Raw genomic sequence first — 17,704 nt, 5'->3', positions numbered from 1 at the left:
AGCGGCGCGCTGCATCACCCGTCTCTAGGCTGTGACCATGATGGATCGAGCCGCCTACTACGCCACGAAACTCGCCGCGGAGACGGACGCGAGCGATGCCTATGCCGCGCAGCAGCGCGGAGAGCGCGTCGTCATCGTCGATGTCCGATCAGACGAGGCCTGGGCCCAGGGACGCGTGGCCGGGGCAGTGCATATGCACTACAGCGAGATCGCCGCTCGTGCTCCCCAGGAGGTCGCGAAGGATGCCACCGTGATCGTCTACTGCTGGAGCCCTGGATGCAACGCGGGCGCCAAGGGAGCATCGGAGTTCGCAGCGCTCGGCTACGACGTCAAGGAGATGATCGGCGGGTTCGAGTACTGGGTGCGCGAGGGGTATCCCGTGGAGGATGCCGATGGCGTCCACCGGCGACCGGTCGACCCTCTCACCGGAGTCGCTCGCATCCGCACCCGCGCCTGACGCACCCCTCGTACCCTGCCGTGGACAGCAGAAGGGCCCCGAGGATCACTCCTCGGGGCCCTTCTGGGTGATACTCAGCGGGCGAAGTTGCCGCGGTAGTACTCGTAGACCCAGCCGACGATCGCGACCACGAAGATCGCCAGGCCGATCGGGAGCAGGAAGTGTCCGACTGCGAGGCCGACCACGAAGACTCCGGCCGAGGCCGCGAGCACGAGAGGCCACCAGGACCACGGGCTGAACTCGCCGAGCTCGGGGTCGCCGTCATCGATGTCGCTCGTCAGGATGTCTTCGGGGAGCTCACCCTTCTGCGCCTTGTGCGTGCGGTCGAGGTAGAACGCCACCATCGCACCCATGAAGGCGGCGAAGAACAGCGCCACGGTACCGACCCATTCGATGCGCATGGCGAAGTTGTCGGACGGCGTCGCAAGGATGTGCCAGCCGGTGTACACCACACCCATCAGCGCGAAGAACGCGGTGAGGATCCACCAGAGAATGACGTTGTCGCGCATGGGTCAGTGGCCCTCTCGCTCGCCGGGGGCGGTGGTAGCGAACTCGGCTGCCTCCGGGTGGTTCAGATCGAATGCGGGCCGCTCGCTGCGGATACGCGGGATCGAGGTGAAGTTGTGACGCGGCGGCGGGCAGGACGTCGCCCACTCGAGCGATGCGCCGTAGCCCCACGGGTCGTTGACCGTGACCTTCGGCGCCTTGCGGGCCGTGATCCACACGTTGAGGAAGAACGGCAGCATGGACGCACCGAGGATGATCGCACCGATCGTCGATACCTGGTTGCCCCAGGTCCAGCCGTCGGCCTCGGAGTAGTCCGCGTAGCGACGAACCATGCCGTCCACGCCCAGCCAGTGCTGGATGAGGAAGGTCATGTGGAAACCGATGAACAGCATCCAGAAGTGCACGTACCCGAGACGCTCGTTCAGCATGCGACCTGTCCACTTCGGCCACCAGAAGTAGAAGCCCGAGAACATCGCGAACACGACGGTACCGAACACCACGTAGTGGAAGTGGGCGACGACGAAGTACGAGTCGCTGAGGTGGAAGTCGAGCGGCGGGGCCGCGAGGATCACGCCGGTCAGACCGCCGAAGACGAACGACACGAGGAAGCCGAGGGCGAAGACCATCGGGGTCTCGAAGGTCACGGACCCTCGCCAGAGCGTGCCGATCCAGTTGAAGATCTTCACACCCGTCGGAACCGCGATGAGCATCGTCATGAGCGCGAAGAACGGCAGCAGGACCGAGCCGGTCACGTACATGTGGTGCGCCCACACGGCGACAGAGAGGGCAGCGATCGCGATGGTCGCGTAGACCAGCGTCTTGTATCCGAAGATCGGCTTGCGGCTGAAGACCGGGAAGACCTCGGACACGATGCCGAAGAACGGCAGCGCGATGATGTAGACCTCGGGGTGACCGAAGAACCAGAACAGGTGCTGCCAGAGGAGCACGCCGCCGTTCTGCGGGTCGTAGATGTGAGCGCCGAGCACACGGTCTGCTCCGGCGGCGAAGATCGCGGCGGCGAGCACCGGGAACGCCATGAGGATCAGCAGGCTCGTGATGAGCGTGTTCCACGAGAAGATAGGCATGCGCCACATCGTCATACCCGGAGCGCGCATCGTGATGATGGTGGTGATGAAGTTCACCGCGCCGAGGATGGTTCCGAAGCCCGAGATGCCGAGTCCCAGCATCCAGAGGTTGCCACCCGCGCCGGGCGAGAACGAAGCGCTCGCGAGAGGCTGGTAGGCGAACCAGCCGAACGACGCCGCACCCTGCGGGGTGAGGAAGCCGGCGACGGCGATGGTCGAGCCGAAGAGGAAGAGCCAGAACGCGAACGCGTTGAGACGCGGGAACGCGACGTCGGGCGCGCCGATCTGCAGGGGCAGGATGGCGTTCGCGAAGCCGGCGAACAGCGGCGTCGCGAACATGAGCAGCATGATCGTGCCGTGCATCGTGAACAGCTGGTTGTACTGCTCCTTCGTCGGCACGATCTGCATGCCCGGCGCGAACAGCTCGGCACGGATGACGAGCGCCATCACGCCGCCGAGGAGGAAGAACAGCACCGAGGCGATGAGGTACATGTACCCGATCGTCTTGTGGTCGGTGGAGGTGATCCACTTGACGACGATGTTGCCCTTCTGCTCGACGCGCGACGAGCTCATCAGAGCGGCCTGACGCGCGGGCAGAGTGGTGGGACGGGAGCGAGGGGCCTCGTCGGTGCGGGGTGCTTCAGTGGTCGACATGGCTTACTCCTCTCCTTCCTCGGAGTCGTTCTGGCCGGTGGTGCCGGGCAGGTTCGACAGACGGTCGTAGGCGTCCGTGATGTCGCCGGTGTTGCCTTCCTCCTCGAGAGACTGGAGGTAGGCGTCGTATTCGTCCTGCTCGACGACCTTCACGTTGAAGAGCATCATCGAGTGGTACTCGCCGCAGAGCTCGGCGCACTTGCCGGAGTACTCGCCGACACGGGTCGGGATGAAGGACCAGGAATTGTCCTTCCCGATGTACATGTCCTTCTTGTAGAGGAAGTCGATGATCCAGAAGGAGTGGATGACGTCGCGGGACTGCAGGTTGATGGTGACCTTCTGGTCGACCGGCAGCACCAGGGTGGGCAGCTGATCCTGGTCGATGTTGCCCGCCGCATCCGGCTGCGCCTGGATGCCCATGGTCCACACGGCGTCGGAGTTGTCGTCCTCTTCGCCGTCGTACTGGAAGTCCCATGCCCACTGCTTGGCGATCGCGGTGATCTCGACGTCGGGGTCGTCCCACTTGGTCTCGATCGCCGCCTGGTCGCGCGCCGTGAAGAAGAACATGCCGAGCACGAGGATCAGCGGCACGACCGTGTAGAAGATCTCGATCGGCATGTTGTAGCGCATCTGCACCGGCAGGCCGGTCTGCCCCTTGCGGCGGCGGTACGCGATCGCGGCCCAGGCCATGAGCGCCCAGGTGATGACGCCGACGGCGAGGAGGACGATCCAGGAGTTGACCCAGAGCGACGAGACGCGCTCGGTCTGGTTGGTGACGGCCGGCTCACCCTCCACGAAGCCCGGGAGGTAGCCGTTCAGCTCGGTGGCAGTACATCCCGCCAGGGCCACGGCTGTCGCTACTCCCAGGGGAAGAGCGACCCAACGAAGGCGGCGTTTCGAGGGCACGATGCACCTTTCAGATTGCGGACAGGGCACACCCCAAGTCTAGGGCAACCTCACACCTGATTCATGCCAACCGTGCAGGTTGGCGGGGGCGATCCGGTCAGTGGAAGCTGTCGCCGCAGGCGCAGCTGCCTGCTGCGTTCGGGTTGTCGATCGTGAAGCCCTGCTCCGAGATCGTGTCCTTGAAATCGATCGACGCGCCGTCGAGGTACGGCACGCTCATGTTGTCGACGATGACCTCGACGCCGTCGAAGTCGACGGTCTCGTCGCCCTCGAGGAAGCGCTCGTCGAAGTACAGCTGGTAGATCAGTCCGGAGCATCCGCCGGGCTGAACGGCGACGCGCAGGCGGAGGTCGTCGCGCCCTTCCTGCTCGAGGAGGTTCTTGACCTTGGTCGCGGCGGCGTCGGTCAGCTTCACGCCGTGCGCCTGGGTGGTCTCTGCGGGGGTGAGCGCGGTGTCGCTCATGTCGCTCCTTGTGACGGGCCGTGCTCGCACACGGCTGGTGACTCGATTTTACCTTCGCCGCGGCCCGGGCGGGTCGCATTCGCCCGGGCCGTCGGCATCGGGAGCCGCGCTCAGACGACGATGTTGTTCATGCGCGACAGCAGCAGGGCCTCGGTCGCGACGGCATGACGGAACGTGTCGAGGTGCAGTGATTCGTTCGGGCTGTGGGCGCGGGAGTGCGGGTCCTCCACCCCGGTGACGAGGATCTGCGCCTCCGGGAACTCGCGCACGAGGTCGGCGATGAACGGGATCGATCCACCGACGCCGAGGTCGACAGGAGCGACCCCGTAGCCGTCGCGCATCGCGTCGCGCGTGAGGGCGACCGCCCAGCCGCTCGTGTCGACGAGGAATCCGTTGCCGAGGTCCACGTCGGAGAACGTCAGCTCGGCGCCGTACGGCGCGTGCGCGCGCAGGTGCGCTTCGAGCGCGGCATACGCGTCCTCGCCGGACTGCCCCGGGGCGACGCGGGCGCTGATGACGACCGTGACCTCGGGCAGGAGGGTGTTCGACGCGGCGGCCACGCTGGTGGCGTCGATGCCGATGACGGTGACCGACGGCTTGTTCCAGATGCGGCTGAGGATCGAGCCGTCGCCGATCGGAGTCGTACCCGGCAGGAGTCCCGCTTCCTCGCGCAGCGTCTCCTCCGCGTAGTCGGGGGTGGGTGCGTCGCGCTCGGTCATCCCCTCGACAGCGACCGATCCGTCCTCGTTCCAGAGGGTCGAGAGCATCGAGATCGTGGCCATCATGGCGTCGGGCACCGCTCCGCCGAACATGCCGGAGTGCGAGGCGTGGTCGAGGGTGCGGACACGGACCGTGAAACGCGCGTTGCCGCGCAGAGAGACCGTCAGCCCCGGGGTCACGGAGTCCCAGTTGCCGGAATCGGCCACGACGATCGCGTCCGCGCGCAGCGCATCCTTGTTGTCGGAGAGGAACTGCGCGAATGAGCGGGAGCCGTACTCCTCCTCCCCCTCGATGAACATCGCGATGCCGAGCTCGAGATCGTCACCGATCACCTCGGCGGCGGCGCGGATCGAGGCGATGTGCGCCATGATGCCCGCCTTGTCGTCCGCGGCGCCTCGCCCGTAGAGGCGTCCGCCGCGCACGGTCGGCTCGAACGGAGGCGTCTCCCAGAGCGCGTCGTCGCCCGGAGGCTGCACGTCGTGGTGGGCGTAGAGGAGGATCGTGGGCTTGCCGCCCCGGGCCGCCCGAGTGGCGAGCACGGCGGGCTGTCCGACCTCGTCGGTCCCGGGGATCGCCGCCCGCAGCACACGCACGTCGTCGAAGACCCCTGTGCCCTCGGCGAGAGCCGCGACGGCCTCGGCGCTGCGTTCGAGCTGCGTCTGGTCGAAGGCCGGCCAGGCCATGCCGGGGATCCGGACGAGCGCGCCGAGGTCGCTCAGCGCGGCGGGGAGTCCCGTCGCTGCGGCTTCGAGGAGCGCGGGTTCGCGGTCGCTGGAGAGGTTCTGATCGCCGGGCTGGGCAGGAGATGTCATGCGAGTAATCTTAAGGTGATCCTTTTCCACCCGAACCGAGGAACCTCGTGGCCACTTCCCCCGCATCCCCTCCGACGAACGACGACGCCGCCGACAAGCCCGCCGCGGGCAAGGGACGCGCGACGCCGACCCGGGCGGAGCAGGAGGCCGCCCGCCGCCGCCCCCTCGTGGCGAACACCAAGGAGGCCAAGGCCGCCGCGCGCGCCGAGCTCAACGAGCGCCGCGCCCGCGCCCAGGCGGGCCTCGCGGCCGGTGATGAGAAGTACCTCCCCGCCCGCGACAAGGGCCCGCAGCGCCGTTGGGTGCGCGACTACGTGGATGCCGGATGGCACCCCGCCGAGTTCGTGATGGGCGTCATGGTGCTCGTCATCCTCATCTCGCTCCTTCCGCCGAACCTCGCGATCGGCGGGTTCGCGATCGCCGGCTGGGCGTACCTCGTCATGATGGCGTACCTCGTCCTCGCGATCGGCGGCATGGTCTTCCTCGCGATCCGGGTCAAGCGCAAGGTGTCGGCGAAGTTCGGGGCCGAGCGGATGGAGCGCGGTCTGGGCTGGTACGCAGCCATGCGCTCCCTGCAGATGCGCTTCATGCGTCTTCCGAAGGCTCAGGTCAAGCGCGGACAGTACCCCGCCTGATATCCCGAGACCCGGACGAGGGCCCCTGCCGATCGGCAGGGGCCCTCGTCGTCTCGATCAGGATGTCGTCGTGCGCCGCAGGGGTCAGCCTCGCCGCAGCCGCAGCAGGCCGCGATTGATCTCCCGCCCCCAGAAGGGTCCGCGGTAGAGGAACGCGGTGTACCCCTGGACCAGGGTCGCGCCGGCGTCGAGACGCTCCTGGACGTCCTCAGGCGTCTCCACTCCTCCGACGGCGATCACGCAGAAGTCCGTCGGTACGGCAGCGCGCACGACGCGCAGCACCTGCAGCGACCGCTCCTTGAGCGGGGCCCCGGAGAGCCCGCCCGCGCCAGCCGCCTCGACCGTCGCGTCGTCGGTGAGCAATCCGTCCCGGCTGATCGTGGTGTTGTGCGCGATGATCCCCGCGAGCCCCTCCGCGACGGCCATCCCGGCGATCGCCGCGATCTCGTCGTCCGGGAGGTCCGGCGCGATCTTGACGAGCAACGGGGTCGACCCGGACGCGTCCTTCACGGCGCGGAGCAGCGGAGCGAGCGTCTCAACGGCCTGGAGTCCGCGGAGCCCGGGCGTGTTCGGCGACGACACGTTCACCGCCAGGTAGTCGGCGAGCGGCGCGAGCCGGGTGGCGGACGCGACGTAGTCGTCGGTCGCGTCATCGACGTCGACGACGCGGCTCTTGCCGATGTTGACGCCGATCACCGTGTCCGGGGCTCCGCGGCGCAGACGCGCGAGACGCCGAGCAGCGGCATCCGCTCCCCTGTTGTTGAAACCCATGCGGTTGATGACGGCCCGGTCGGCCACGAGACGGAACAGGCGCGGCTTCGGGTTGCCCTCCTGCGGGATGGCGGTCACGGTGCCGACCTCGACGTGGCCGAAACCGAGAGCTGCGAGTCCGCGCACACCGACGGCGTTCTTGTCGAACCCCGCGGCGACGCCGAACGGCGACGGGAATGTCAGTCCGAGAGCGTCGACCCGCAGAGACGGGTCGGGCTTCGTGAACGCACGGGTGACACGGGCGAACGGCGGCACCCCGAGCACGCGGATCACCGCCATGCCGGCGTGATGGGCGAACTCGGGGTCGAAGCGCGACAGGACGGCGCGGAAGAGCAGCGGATACATCCCTGCCAGGTTACCGGTCGACCGGCTCCCGCTTCGCGTGGTCGGCGCGGAGGTCGGTGATGGCGCTCTCGAAGTCGTCGAGAGAGTCGAAGGCCTGGTACACGCTGGCGAACCGCAGGTACGCGACCTCGTCGAGGTCGCGGAGCGGGCCGAGGATCGCGAGGCCGATCTCGTTGGTGTCGAGCTGCGAGACCCCCGTCTGCCGCACGGCCTCCTCGACGCGCTGAGCGAGGATCGCCAGATCGGCCTCGGTGACGGGGCGCCCCTGGCACGCCTTGCGGACGCCCGAGATGACCTTCTCACGACTGAACGGCTCCATGACGCCGGAGCGCTTGATGACGTTGAGGCTCGCCGTCTCCGTCGTCGTGAAGCGTCCCCCGCATTCAGGGCACTGACGACGGCGGCGGATGGAGAGTCCGTCGTCGCTGGTGCGCGAATCGATCACGCGCGAGTCGGGGTGACGGCAGAAGGGGCAGTGCATCTGACCGATCCTACGCGGTGAACCGCGCCTCGATCGCCTCGCCGTGCGCAGGCAGCACCTCGGTGTTCGCGAGCGCGACGACGCCCGCACGCACCGCTGCGAGGGCGTCGCGATCGTAGGAGATGACCTGCTGCGGACGAAGGAACGTGTAGGCCCCGAGCCCGGGTGCGTAGCGCGCCTGACCGCCGGTCGGGAGCACGTGGTTGCTGCCCGCCATGTAGTCGCCGAGGCTCACCGGTGTCTGATCGCCGACGAAGACGGCGCCCGCGCTGGTGAACGAGTCCGACGCGGTCTCGGCGTCCGACAGGTGGAGTTCGAGGTGCTCGGGGGCGTACGCGTTGCTGAACGCGGTGGCCATCGCGCGGTCGTCGACCAGCACGATCGCCGACTGCGGACCGGAGAGCGCGGCGGCGACCCTCGTCGCGTGACGCGTCGCTGCCGCCTGCCGCTCGACCTCCTTCGCCACGGCTCCGGCGAGTTCATCGGAATCGGTGACGAGGACCGCTGAAGCCTGCTCATCGTGCTCGGCCTGGCTCACGAGGTCGGCGGCGATGAGGCGTGCATCGGCCTCGGCGTCGGCGACGACGAGGATCTCGGTCGCGCCCGCCTCCGAGTCGGTTCCGACGACGCCCGCGACAGCGCGCTTCGCGGAGGCGACGTAGTTGTTGCCGGGGCCCGACACGACGTCGACGGGGTCGAGTCCGATTCCTGCGACGCCGTGAGCGAAGGCGCCGATCGCCCCTGCTCCCCCCATCGCGTAGACCTCGGTCACGCCGAGGAGCGCCGCGGCCGCGAGGATCGTCGGGTGGATACGACCGTCCTGATCGCTCTGGGGCGGCGACGCGAGCGCGATCTGTGCCACGCCCGCCACCTGCGCGGGCACGACGTTCATGATGACGCTCGACGGATACACCGCCTTGCCGCCGGGGATGTAGACGCCGACCCGCTGCACCGGCTGCCACCGCTGCGTGATGGTCGCCCCCGGCCCGATCCGCGTGACCTGAGGCGCCGGGATCTGAGCCTCGGAGGCCGTGCGGACCCGGCGGATCGCCTCTTCCAGGGCAGCCCGCACCTCGGGCTCGAGTCCCGACAGCGCCTCGTCGATGTGCGAGGCAGGTACCCGGAGGTCGTGTCCGGTCACGCGGTCGAACCGCTCTGCCTGCTCGCGGAGCGCCGCCTCACCGCGTTCGCGAACGTCGTCGACGATACGGGCGGCGGTGTCGAGGGCTTCGGCCCTGGCCTGCGCGGCGCGCGGAACGGCGGCGAGCATGTCGGCGGGCGAGAGCTCGCGCCCCCGCAGATCGATCGTGCGCAAGGTCAGCCCTTCGTGATGTCGGCGATGTCGTGCAGGTATCCGATGCGACCGTCGTCATGGCGCACGACGTAGGCTCCGCCGCGGTCCTCGATCACGAGCGCCCACGCCGACGGGCCGATACGGAAGATCGGCTCGCCCAGCTCGTCGTGGACGTCGCGCTCGGTGGGCGCGAGGATCCAGAACGGCTGCGCGGTCGGGGCGGGGGCCGGGTCTCGCGGGTTCGTCGCCTCGAGGTCGGTGTCGTCGAACGCCTGGAACGCCTGCGCCTGCGGCGCCGCGTCGACGTGCTGCGCGCGCGCTCCGAGCATCGCTTCGATGCTGCCGGTGTCGGAGACGACCTCGGGCTCGCGCTCCCACGAGCTCCGCGAGTAGGACGGGGTGTAGTTCTCGTCGGCGGTGGTCTGCTCGGTACCGGTTCCTCCACCCGAGGCGTGCGACGAGAGGGGCACCTGTGCCGCGAGGCCGAGCCGGGCGACCTCGTCCGTCGCCTGCTGACCGGAGAGCTCGGTGTCGAGTCCGCTCGCGGGCACGGTGATCTGCGTGTCAGGCGCGAGGTGGGGAGCCGGGGCGGACGAGTAGCCGAAAGGCGCGCCCGTCTCACCCGGGACGACGGCGGGAGCCTCAGCGGCGGGAGTCTCAGCGACGCGAGCTTCGGGTCGCTCGGGACGGGGACGGGCGATGACCGGACGGACGGGATTCGCATTGCGGTGCGCCAGCGTCACCAACCGGCCGTGGAAGTCCTCCTTGATCCCCGGGATCAGCGGCGCGAAGACCGTGAGGGCGACGAGCGCGAGGGCGACGATGAACTGCACCCAGGGCACCCAGACGACCGCGTCGATATCGGTGCGGATGACGAGCGCGACGTAGTCCCAGAGGACCTGCGCCCACCAGACGGCCGCGACGGAGAAGGCCACGGAGGCGAACTGGTCGATGCCGAGCGATCCGACGCGGCGGATGCCGTCGGGTGACAGGCGTCGGAGTACGAGGAGGAACACGGCGACCGTCGGCACTGCGACGGGCAGGATCCAGGAGATCCCCTGGGCCCAGAGCGCCGGCGACCATCCAAGGGGGAAGAAGGAGAGGACGAACAGGACGAGCCAGGCGCCGACGATGATCAGCTCGCGGAGGGTGAACCCGAGGATGCCGTACTCGGGTGTGACCTCCTCGTCGTACAGCACTCCGTCGTCGTCGGAGAAGTCCTCGTCGAGGGAGGAGACAGCGGATGCCGAGGTCGACGCATCCGTGGGATCACTGTTCAGGAAGGGGGATTCCGTGCTCATGGGTGGTCCTTTCGTCACGGTGCGGAGTTCGGACGCCTCGCACCCAACGGGTCATGATCCTACCCGGTACCCCCGGGAGGAGTGCAGGGAGAGACGCCCATGTCAGGTCGTCAGCCCAGGCAGGTCGGGCCGAGCAGCGACTTGAGGTCGCCGAAGAGGTCGGCGGACACCTTCACCGGCATCGGCACGTCGAACACTTTCGCCGTGCCGCCGCGATGGACGCGCAGCACGACCTCGGTGTCTCCGTTGTGGCGGCGGAGCACGTCGGCGAGCTGCTGCATGACCCGCTCGGTCGCCCGCTGTTCGGCGAGCACGAGGGAGAGCGGTCCCGAAGCGTCGAACGACCCGACATCGGGTGCGAACGCCGACTGCGCATGCAGGTTCAGGCCGTCGTCGCGGCGGGAGACACGGCCGCGCACGGCGAGGATGGAGTCCTGCTGGAGCGTGTGCTGGAACTCGGTGTAGGTCTTGCCCATGAACATGACCGTCACCTCGCCGTTGAAGTCCTCGACGGTGATCATGCCGTAGGGGTTGCCGCTGGCTTTGGCCACGCGGTGCTGCACGCTCGTGACGAGCCCTGCCACCGTGACCTGGTCTCCGTCCTGGAGATCCTCCGAGTTGTTGAGGTCGTGGATCGAGATGGACGCGTGCTTGGCGAGCGGGACTTCGAGACCGGCGAGCGGGTGATCGGAGACGTACAGCCCGAGCATCTCCCGCTCGAAGGCGAGCTTGTCCTTCTTGATCCACTCGGGACGCGCCGGGACCTTCGCCGGCGCCGCCTCCTCCATGCCGTCGTAGAGGCTGTCGAAGTCGAAGCCGATGGCCCCCTGGGCCTCGTTGCGTTTGCGGTCGACCGCTGCCTCGACCGCATCCTCGTGGATCTCCATGAGCGCCCGACGGGTGTCGCCCATGGAGTCGAACGCGCCGGCCTTGATCAGCGACTCGACCGTCCGCTTGTTCGAGACGTGCAGGGGGACCTTGTCGAGGAAGTGATGGAACGACGTGAAGCGCTCGTCTTTCCGAGCCTGGACGATGCCGTCGACCACGTTGCTGCCGACGTTGCGGACAGCTCCCAGACCGAAGCGGATGTCGTCTCCGACGGCGGCGAAGAAGTTGATGGATTCGGAGACGTCGGGCGGGAGGACCTTGATGCCCATGCGGCGGCACTCGTTGAGGTAGAGCGCCATCTTGTCCTTCGAGTCGCCGACGCTCGTGAGGAGGGCGGCCATGTACTCGGCGGGATAGTGCGCCTTGAGGTAGGCCGTCCAGTACGACACGACACCGTATGCCGCGGAGTGGGCTTTGTTGAAGGCGTAGTCCGAGAAGGGCAGCAGGATCTCCCAGAGCGCGTTCACGGCTCCGTCGGAGTAACCGTTGGCGTGCATGCCGGCCTGGAAGCCCTCGAACTGCTTGTCGAGCTCGGACTTCTTCTTCTTGCCCATCGCACGGCGCAGGATGTCTGCTTGGCCGAGAGAGAACCCGGCCACGCGCTGCGCGATGGCCATGACCTGCTCCTGGTAGATGATCAGACCGTAGGACTCTTCGAGGATGTCGGCCAGGGACTCCGTGAACTCCGGGTGGATCGGGGTGATCGGCTGCATGCCGTTCTTGCGGAGGGCGTAGTTGGTGTGGGAGTTGGCACCCATGGGTCCAGGACGGTACAGGGCGATGAGGGCCGAGATGTCGCCGAAGTTGTCGGGCTTCATCAGGCGCATGAGCGAGCGCATCGGCCCGCCGTCGAGCTGGAACACCCCGAGCGAGTCTCCTCGGGCGAGCAGGTCGTAGGCGCCGCGGTCGTCGAGCGCGAGGTGCTCGAGGTCGAGCTCCTCGCCTCGGTTGGTGCGGATGTTGTCGAGCGCGTCGGAGATGATCGTGAGGTTGCGGAGCCCCAGGAAGTCCATCTTGATGAGGCCGAGCGACTCGCACGACGGGTAGTCGAACTGCGTGACGATCTGGCCGTCCTGCTCGCGGCGCATGATCGGGATGATGTCGAGCAGCGGCTCGGACGACATGATCACGCCGGCGGCGTGCACGCCCCACTGACGCTTGAGCCCCTCGAGTCCGAGCGCCCGGTCGAAGACGGTCTTCGCCTCGGGGTCGGTCTCGATGAGCGCGCGGAACTCGCTCGCCTCCTTGTAGCGCGGGTGCGCGGAGTCGAACATGCCACCGAGCTCCATGTCCTTGCCCATCACGGGCGGCGGCATGGCCTTGGTGAGACGCTCCCCCATGCTGAAGGGGAAACCGAGCACGCGTCCGGCGTCTTTCAAGGCCTGCTTCGACTTGATCGTGCCGTACGTGACGATCTGCGCGACGCGCTCCGAGCCGTACTTCCTCGTCACGTACTCGATGACCTCGCCGCGGCGACGGTCGTCGAAGTCGACGTCGAAGTCAGGCATGGAGACGCGGTCGGGGTTCAGGAACCGCTCGAAGATGAGACCGTGCTCGAGGGGGTCGAGGTCGGTGATCTTCATGGCGTACGCGACCATGGAGCCGGCACCGGAGCCACGGCCCGGACCCACGCGGATGCCGTTGTCCTTGGCCCAGTTGATGAAGTCGGCGACGACGAGGAAGTACCCGGGGAACCCCATCTGCAGGATGATGCCGGTCTCGTACTCGGCCTGCTTGCGCACCTTGTCGGGGATGCCGTTCGGGTAGCGGTAGTGCAGGCCGGCCTCGACCTCCTTGATCAGCCAGCTGTCCTCCGTCTCGCCGTCCGGAACCGGGAATCGCGGCATGTAGTTCGCGGAGGTGTTGAACTCCACCTCGCAGCGCTCGGCGATGAGGAGGGTGTTGTCGCAGGCCTCGGGGTGGTCGCGGAAGAGCTGCCGCATCTCGGCGGCGGTCTTGATGTAGTACCCGTCGCCGTCGAACTTGAAGCGATTCGGATCGTCGAGCGTCGAGCCGGACTGCACGCAGAGCAGCGCCTCGTGCGCATCCGCCTCGTGCTGGTGCGTGTAGTGGGAGTCGTTCGTTCCGACCAGCGGGATGTTGAGATCCTTCGCGAGCCGGATCAGGTCGGTCATGACACGTCGCTCGATCGAGAGCCCGTGGTCCATGATCTCGGCGAAGTAGTTCTCCTTGCCGAACAGGTCCTGGAACTCCGCCGCCGCCGCGCGCGCCGCGTCGTACTGTCCGAGCCGCAGCCGGGTCTGGATCTCGCCGGACGGGCATCCCGTGGTCGCGATCAGCCCCTTGCCGTAAGTCTGCAGCAGCTCACGGTCCATGCGGGGCTTGAAGTAGTACCCCTCCATGCTCGACAACGAGCTGAGCCGGAACAGGTTGTGCATGCCCTGCGTGCTCTCGCTCCACATGGTCATGTGGGTGTACGCGCCGGATCCCGAGACGTCGTCGCTCTTCTGATCGGGCGAGCCCCATTGCACGCGCGACTTGTCGCTGCGGTGGGTTCCGGGCGTCACGTAGGCCTCGAGGCCCACGATGGGCTTGATGCCCGCGGCCTTCGCCGCCTTGTAGAACTCGAACGCCGCGAAGGTGTTGCCGTGGTCGGTGACGGCGATCGCCGGCATCCCGTAATCGGCGGCCGCCTGCGTCATCGACGCGATCTTCGCCGCACCGTCCAGCATCGAGTACTCGCTGTGCACGTGAAGGTGGACGAAGGAGTCGGAGGCCATGATCCGAGTCTACTTTCGACGTCCGACATCACGGCCGCGACGAGCCCCGGCATCCGCGGTGGATGCCGGGGCTCATGAGTCGTGCCGGTTACGGGACTGCGTCGACGATCGAGACGCTGTAGGTCATGCGGATGTCGGGGACCGTCGGGGGAACCACGTCGCCGTCTGCGGAAGACCCAGACACGCGATCCCAGCGCAGGGTGTACTCGGTGGCCCACCCTGTCGCATCGCTGATCGAGATCGTGTCGGTGCGAGCACCGAAGTGGTCGTACCTCATGCGATAGGTGGTGATGCCGTTCGCAGCGGAAACGACCTCCGCTCCTGAGAGCGCAAGCGCAGCCACGAAGGTCTGGCGCACCGAGGCCGGGGCGTCGCTGACTCTCAGAACGGTGACGATGTCCTGCACAGCCGCATCACGCCTCTCGGCATCCCTCTGTTCGTGTCCGCGGTCCTTCGCGCGCAACTGGTCGAGCAGAGACTGGGGGTCCGCCGGGAACTGTGCATAGAAGGCGGCCGAGCCGGGCTCGGGCGAGCCGTCGACGACGTCGCGGGTATCCCGTGATTCGGTGACATCCGGGCGCACGGGCAGGATGTTGTCCCACGCGAGCGCCCCAGCGGGCCACTGATCTTCCGGAAAGAATCGCACTCGTTCAGCGTCCGGTCCGTTCACGGAGATCCATTCGCCGGATCGGTCAGCCGGCATGTAGGTCGCCGAATGCCCTCTGACCAACAGTGCACTGGTCAGCGGGCCGTAAGGGAAGTCACCCTGGTAGACGTCCTGCCCATCCCGGTAGAGCAGCGTCTCGGTCATGTTCTGCACGCTCAGATACTGCCCGGCCTGCGGGGTCGTGCCGGGGAAGGGCTCCGTGATCCCGGTCCCTCCGGTCGGCGCGGGATGCGGGAGCACCTCCCCCGGCTGTCGCGTCGGCTCTACGGTGGGTGCGGGGATCGCCTCCACCTGCGGGGCCGGCGCCGTGAGCTGACCGACCACCACGACCGTCGCGGTCGCCGCGGCGACTCCGGCGACGGCCCCGGCGATGAGGAACATCGGCCGGCGGCTTGCGCGCTTGCGCGCGGTCACCACACCGGTGTCGATGCCCTCGAGAAGCCGGACTCGCGCTCCGGCGATTCGCTCGTCGGTGAGGCTCACCCCCGTGTTGACCTCACGCACGCGCTCGAAAACGTCCATCGACTTCTCCTTCCTTCTGCTTCACGATTGAGGTGCGGCCGGCACTGCGGTGCGGATTCAGCCGAGTGCGCACGCGGTTGATGCGGGAGCGCACCGTGCCCACGGGGACACCGAGGGCCGCGGCGACCTCCTCGTACGTCAGGTCCCCCCAGGCGTACAGCAGGAGCGTCTCCCGGTCCTTCGTCGACAGCGACGCGATCCGCGGGGCGAGCTCGCGGGTCGAGATCTCGGCGTCCAGCCGGGCGATCGTCGTCTCGAGGTCGCCGTGCGAGATGTGCTCCTCACGGTGGGCGGACTCGATGCTCGACCGGAGGTGCTTGGCCTCCGTCGCCCGATGCTTCCGGATGAGTCGGGACGCGATCCCGAACAACCACGGCAGTGCGCTGTCCCACGCGGTGTCGAACGCCTTCCGGCGGGCGAACGCGACGAGGAACGTCTCGCTGAGGATGTCCTCGCCAGCATCCACCCCGAGCCGTCGGGCGGCGTACCGTCCCACCACTCCGGCATGTCTGTCGAAGAGTTCGGCGAACGCCCGGGGTTGCCCGAGCGATCGCTGAATGATCTCGCTGTCTGTGTTCACACTATGTATTGCCTCTGCGGCTCGGGACGGTTCGAAACTCGTTCACGGTAGTCGGTCCACGATGCTGTGCGTGTAGGTGTAACTCACGTCCACGATGGTCGAAGGCACGAGCGCTGACGGTGTGTCGAGCGTCACGGAGCGCCGTTCACGACGGTCATCGCGTACACATTCCTCATGTCAGGGGTCGAATCCGGAACCAGTGCGGATCCCGATCCGGTCGTCGACGTCGTCTCCTGCACCAGCCCCGTGCTGATGTCGATCGTGGCGGTGCGGCGCTGGATCGCGGGATTCCCGGACAGGTCCTGGGTCGGCGTGTCGAGCGCGACTGTCACGACGTTGCCGACCGTGCTCGTCACAGCGAATCCGTCCAGCATGCTCAGCGCGGCATACATGGCAGCGCGGGCGTCGGCGGTGCCGCCGTTGCGGGCGAGCAACTCGATCAGCAACCAGCCGACCTTCGCGTTGTCGGACTCCGGCGGGGTCTGCTGGTTCTCGTCGATCCAGGCGATGAGCTGCGCGGGGTCCTTCGGCATCGCGTCGTAGAACGCGGCCAGAGAGCTGCCGCCCGCCGTCGGCCAGGGCGCGCCGGCCCCGCCGATCTCGCCGGTGGGGTCGTAGGAGCTGTGCGCGACCTCCTGGAGGTACTGCTGCGCATTTGGTCCTGCGTCGGCGCCGAAGAGCTCGCCGATCTGGACCGGATGTCCGACGTAGCGCCACTCTCCGTACTGGTCGGCCGGGAGGTACGTCTCCGAACTCCCCAGCACACTCCACGCGCTCGTGGCATTGGAGCGGTCGACGGAATACCCTCCCCACCCGTTGACCGGCTCGTGGAAGACGAGGCCCGTCATCGTCGTCGCGACGCGAAGATACTGCCCCGGCGCGACCGTCAATCCGGCGAACGTGCTCGCGGATGCTCCCGCCGCGCTGAAGGCTCCGGCAGCCGTCAACGGCTCCACCGTCGGCTCCGGCGTCGGCTCCACCGTCGGGTCCGACGCTGGCTCGGGCACGACGGTCGGAATCGCCTCGACGCCACCGGTGATCTGTGTCGCGAGGTTGCCGACCACGAGAACTCCGGCCGTCGCTGCCGCCGCAGCGCCGACGAGGCTTGCCGTGATGATCCACGGGCGTCGTGCAGCGCGCGACCGCGCAGGCCGCTGTTCGGCGCGAATCTCGCTCAGGAGTCGCAGCCTGGCCGCCGAGATGTTCTCCTCGGCCCCCTCGACCACTGGTCGGGTCTCCTGCACCTTCTCGAGAACGTTCATCGGATGCTCCCTGCTGCTCGGCCTATCTGCGTCTCTGTGCGTGTCTCTGCCTGTCTCCTCGCCTGCGCCCTGCGAACGGGATCCAGGCGCTTGCGTATGCGGCTCAACCGGGACCGTACGGTCCCCACAGGGATGCCGAGCGCCGTCGCGACCTCGTCGTAGGACAGCCCCTGCCACGCGTAGAGCAAGAGCGTCTCCCGGTCCCTCGGCGCGAGGGCGGCGATGCGCGCTCTGAGCCCTGCGAGCTCGCGCTCCGCGTCGATCCGCGTCATCGCGTCGTCCACGCCGCCCTCGGACGCGTGCTCCTCACCCGCGACGGCAGCCGCGAACGAACGCCAGTGCTTCGCCTCCACGGCCCGGTGGCGGCGGATCAGGCGAGAGGCGATGCCGAGCAGCCAGGGGGCGGCCGACTCGACGTCTCGGTCGAAGTCGGCGCGGCGCCGGAACGCCACGAGGAACGTCTCGCTCAGGACGTCCTCCGCGGCATGCCGGCCGATCCGATACGTGGCGAAGGCGTTCACCACGCGCGCATGTCGATCGAACAGCTCGGCGAAGGCTGACGGTTGGTCCAGAGACCGTTGGATGATCTCGCTGTCTGTGCTCACGCTGCGTA

General features: G+C 67.9%; 16 protein-coding genes. 2 read left to right on the top strand and 14 right to left on the bottom strand.

Annotated features, from left to right (window positions below; translation table 11 throughout):
- The first annotated feature begins 37 nt into the window (after positions 1-37).
- Positions 38-457, top strand: coding sequence for a rhodanese-like domain-containing protein (locus MRBLWO14_RS16095; protein ID WP_341934092.1), 420 nt, complete (start codon positions 38-40; stop codon positions 455-457).
- 74 nt (positions 458-531) lie between these two features.
- Here the strand turns inward: MRBLWO14_RS16095 and MRBLWO14_RS16090 are convergent, their stop codons facing one another.
- The 5 genes from MRBLWO14_RS16090 to MRBLWO14_RS16070 form a co-directional block, all read right to left on the bottom strand.
- Positions 532-966 (bottom strand): cytochrome c oxidase subunit 4, encoded by a 435-nt coding sequence (locus tag MRBLWO14_RS16090; RefSeq protein ID WP_341934091.1) that lies wholly within the window; start codon positions 964-966, stop codon positions 532-534.
- A gap of 3 nt (positions 967-969) precedes the next feature.
- Positions 970-2,703, bottom strand: a complete 1,734-nt coding sequence (gene ctaD / locus MRBLWO14_RS16085; RefSeq protein WP_186307518.1) for a cytochrome c oxidase subunit I — start codon at positions 2,701-2,703, stop codon at positions 970-972.
- Positions 2,704-2,706: 3 nt separating this feature from the next.
- Positions 2,707-3,609 carry a cytochrome c oxidase subunit II gene (coxB, locus tag MRBLWO14_RS16080; RefSeq protein ID WP_341934090.1) on the bottom strand — a complete coding sequence of 301 codons (903 nt, stop codon included), beginning with the start codon at positions 3,607-3,609 and terminating at the stop codon, positions 2,707-2,709.
- A 97-nt stretch (positions 3,610-3,706) separates the two neighbouring features.
- On the bottom strand, positions 3,707-4,072 hold the full coding sequence (erpA, locus tag MRBLWO14_RS16075) for an iron-sulfur cluster insertion protein ErpA (RefSeq protein WP_096715651.1): 366 nt from the start codon (positions 4,070-4,072) through the stop codon (positions 3,707-3,709).
- Between the two features lie 110 nt (positions 4,073-4,182).
- A complete protein-coding gene (locus MRBLWO14_RS16070; RefSeq protein WP_341934089.1) occupies positions 4,183-5,604 on the bottom strand; it encodes a dipeptidase in 1,422 nt (473 codons plus the stop codon).
- A 47-nt stretch (positions 5,605-5,651) separates the two neighbouring features.
- Between MRBLWO14_RS16070 and MRBLWO14_RS16065 the strand changes: the two genes are divergently transcribed.
- Positions 5,652-6,239 (top strand): DUF3043 domain-containing protein, encoded by a 588-nt coding sequence (locus tag MRBLWO14_RS16065; protein ID WP_341934088.1) that lies wholly within the window; start codon positions 5,652-5,654, stop codon positions 6,237-6,239.
- A gap of 84 nt (positions 6,240-6,323) precedes the next feature.
- On the opposite strand, the gene MRBLWO14_RS16060 is transcribed toward MRBLWO14_RS16065, so the two are convergent.
- The 9 genes from MRBLWO14_RS16060 to MRBLWO14_RS16020 all read right to left on the bottom strand — a co-directional run bounded on the left by MRBLWO14_RS16060 (position 6,324) and on the right by MRBLWO14_RS16020 (position 17,696).
- Positions 6,324-7,355, bottom strand: a complete 1,032-nt coding sequence (locus tag MRBLWO14_RS16060; RefSeq protein ID WP_341934087.1) for a quinone-dependent dihydroorotate dehydrogenase — start codon at positions 7,353-7,355, stop codon at positions 6,324-6,326.
- A 10-nt stretch (positions 7,356-7,365) separates the two neighbouring features.
- Positions 7,366-7,836, bottom strand: coding sequence for a transcriptional regulator NrdR (gene nrdR / locus MRBLWO14_RS16055; protein ID WP_341934086.1), 471 nt, complete (start codon positions 7,834-7,836; stop codon positions 7,366-7,368).
- 10 nt (positions 7,837-7,846) lie between these two features.
- Complete coding sequence (gene hisD, locus MRBLWO14_RS16050) at positions 7,847-9,151, bottom strand: histidinol dehydrogenase (RefSeq protein ID WP_341934085.1); 1,305 nt, start codon at positions 9,149-9,151, stop codon at positions 7,847-7,849.
- 2 nt (positions 9,152-9,153) lie between these two features.
- Positions 9,154-10,431 carry a hypothetical protein gene (locus MRBLWO14_RS16045; RefSeq protein ID WP_341934084.1) on the bottom strand — a complete coding sequence of 426 codons (1,278 nt, stop codon included), beginning with the start codon at positions 10,429-10,431 and terminating at the stop codon, positions 9,154-9,156.
- A 110-nt stretch (positions 10,432-10,541) separates the two neighbouring features.
- Positions 10,542-14,060 carry a DNA polymerase III subunit alpha gene (gene dnaE / locus MRBLWO14_RS16040; RefSeq protein ID WP_341934083.1) on the bottom strand — a complete coding sequence of 1,173 codons (3,519 nt, stop codon included), beginning with the start codon at positions 14,058-14,060 and terminating at the stop codon, positions 10,542-10,544.
- 88 nt (positions 14,061-14,148) lie between these two features.
- Positions 14,149-15,249: a hypothetical protein gene (locus MRBLWO14_RS16035; protein WP_341934082.1), complete on the bottom strand. Its 1,101-nt coding sequence runs from the start codon at positions 15,247-15,249 to the stop codon at positions 14,149-14,151.
- A complete protein-coding gene (locus MRBLWO14_RS16030; RefSeq protein ID WP_341934081.1) occupies positions 15,224-15,829 on the bottom strand; it encodes a sigma-70 family RNA polymerase sigma factor in 606 nt (201 codons plus the stop codon). Before MRBLWO14_RS16030 ends, MRBLWO14_RS16035 begins: the two co-directional genes overlap by 26 nt.
- Before the next feature lie 131 nt (positions 15,830-15,960).
- On the bottom strand, positions 15,961-17,091 hold the full coding sequence (locus MRBLWO14_RS16025; protein ID WP_341934080.1) for a hypothetical protein: 1,131 nt from the start codon (positions 17,089-17,091) through the stop codon (positions 15,961-15,963).
- Entirely contained in the window at positions 17,088-17,696 is a 609-nt protein-coding gene (locus tag MRBLWO14_RS16020; RefSeq protein ID WP_341934079.1) for a sigma-70 family RNA polymerase sigma factor, read from the bottom strand. Before MRBLWO14_RS16020 ends, MRBLWO14_RS16025 begins: the two co-directional genes overlap by 4 nt.
- Between the last annotated feature and the right edge of the window lie 8 nt (positions 17,697-17,704).

The organism is Microbacterium sp. LWO14-1.2, from assembly GCF_038397715.1.
GTDB lineage: Bacteria > Actinomycetota > Actinomycetes > Actinomycetales > Microbacteriaceae > Microbacterium.
The sequence above is the reverse complement of the archived record's forward strand: the minus strand, read 5'-3'. Positions and strand labels throughout refer to the sequence as shown.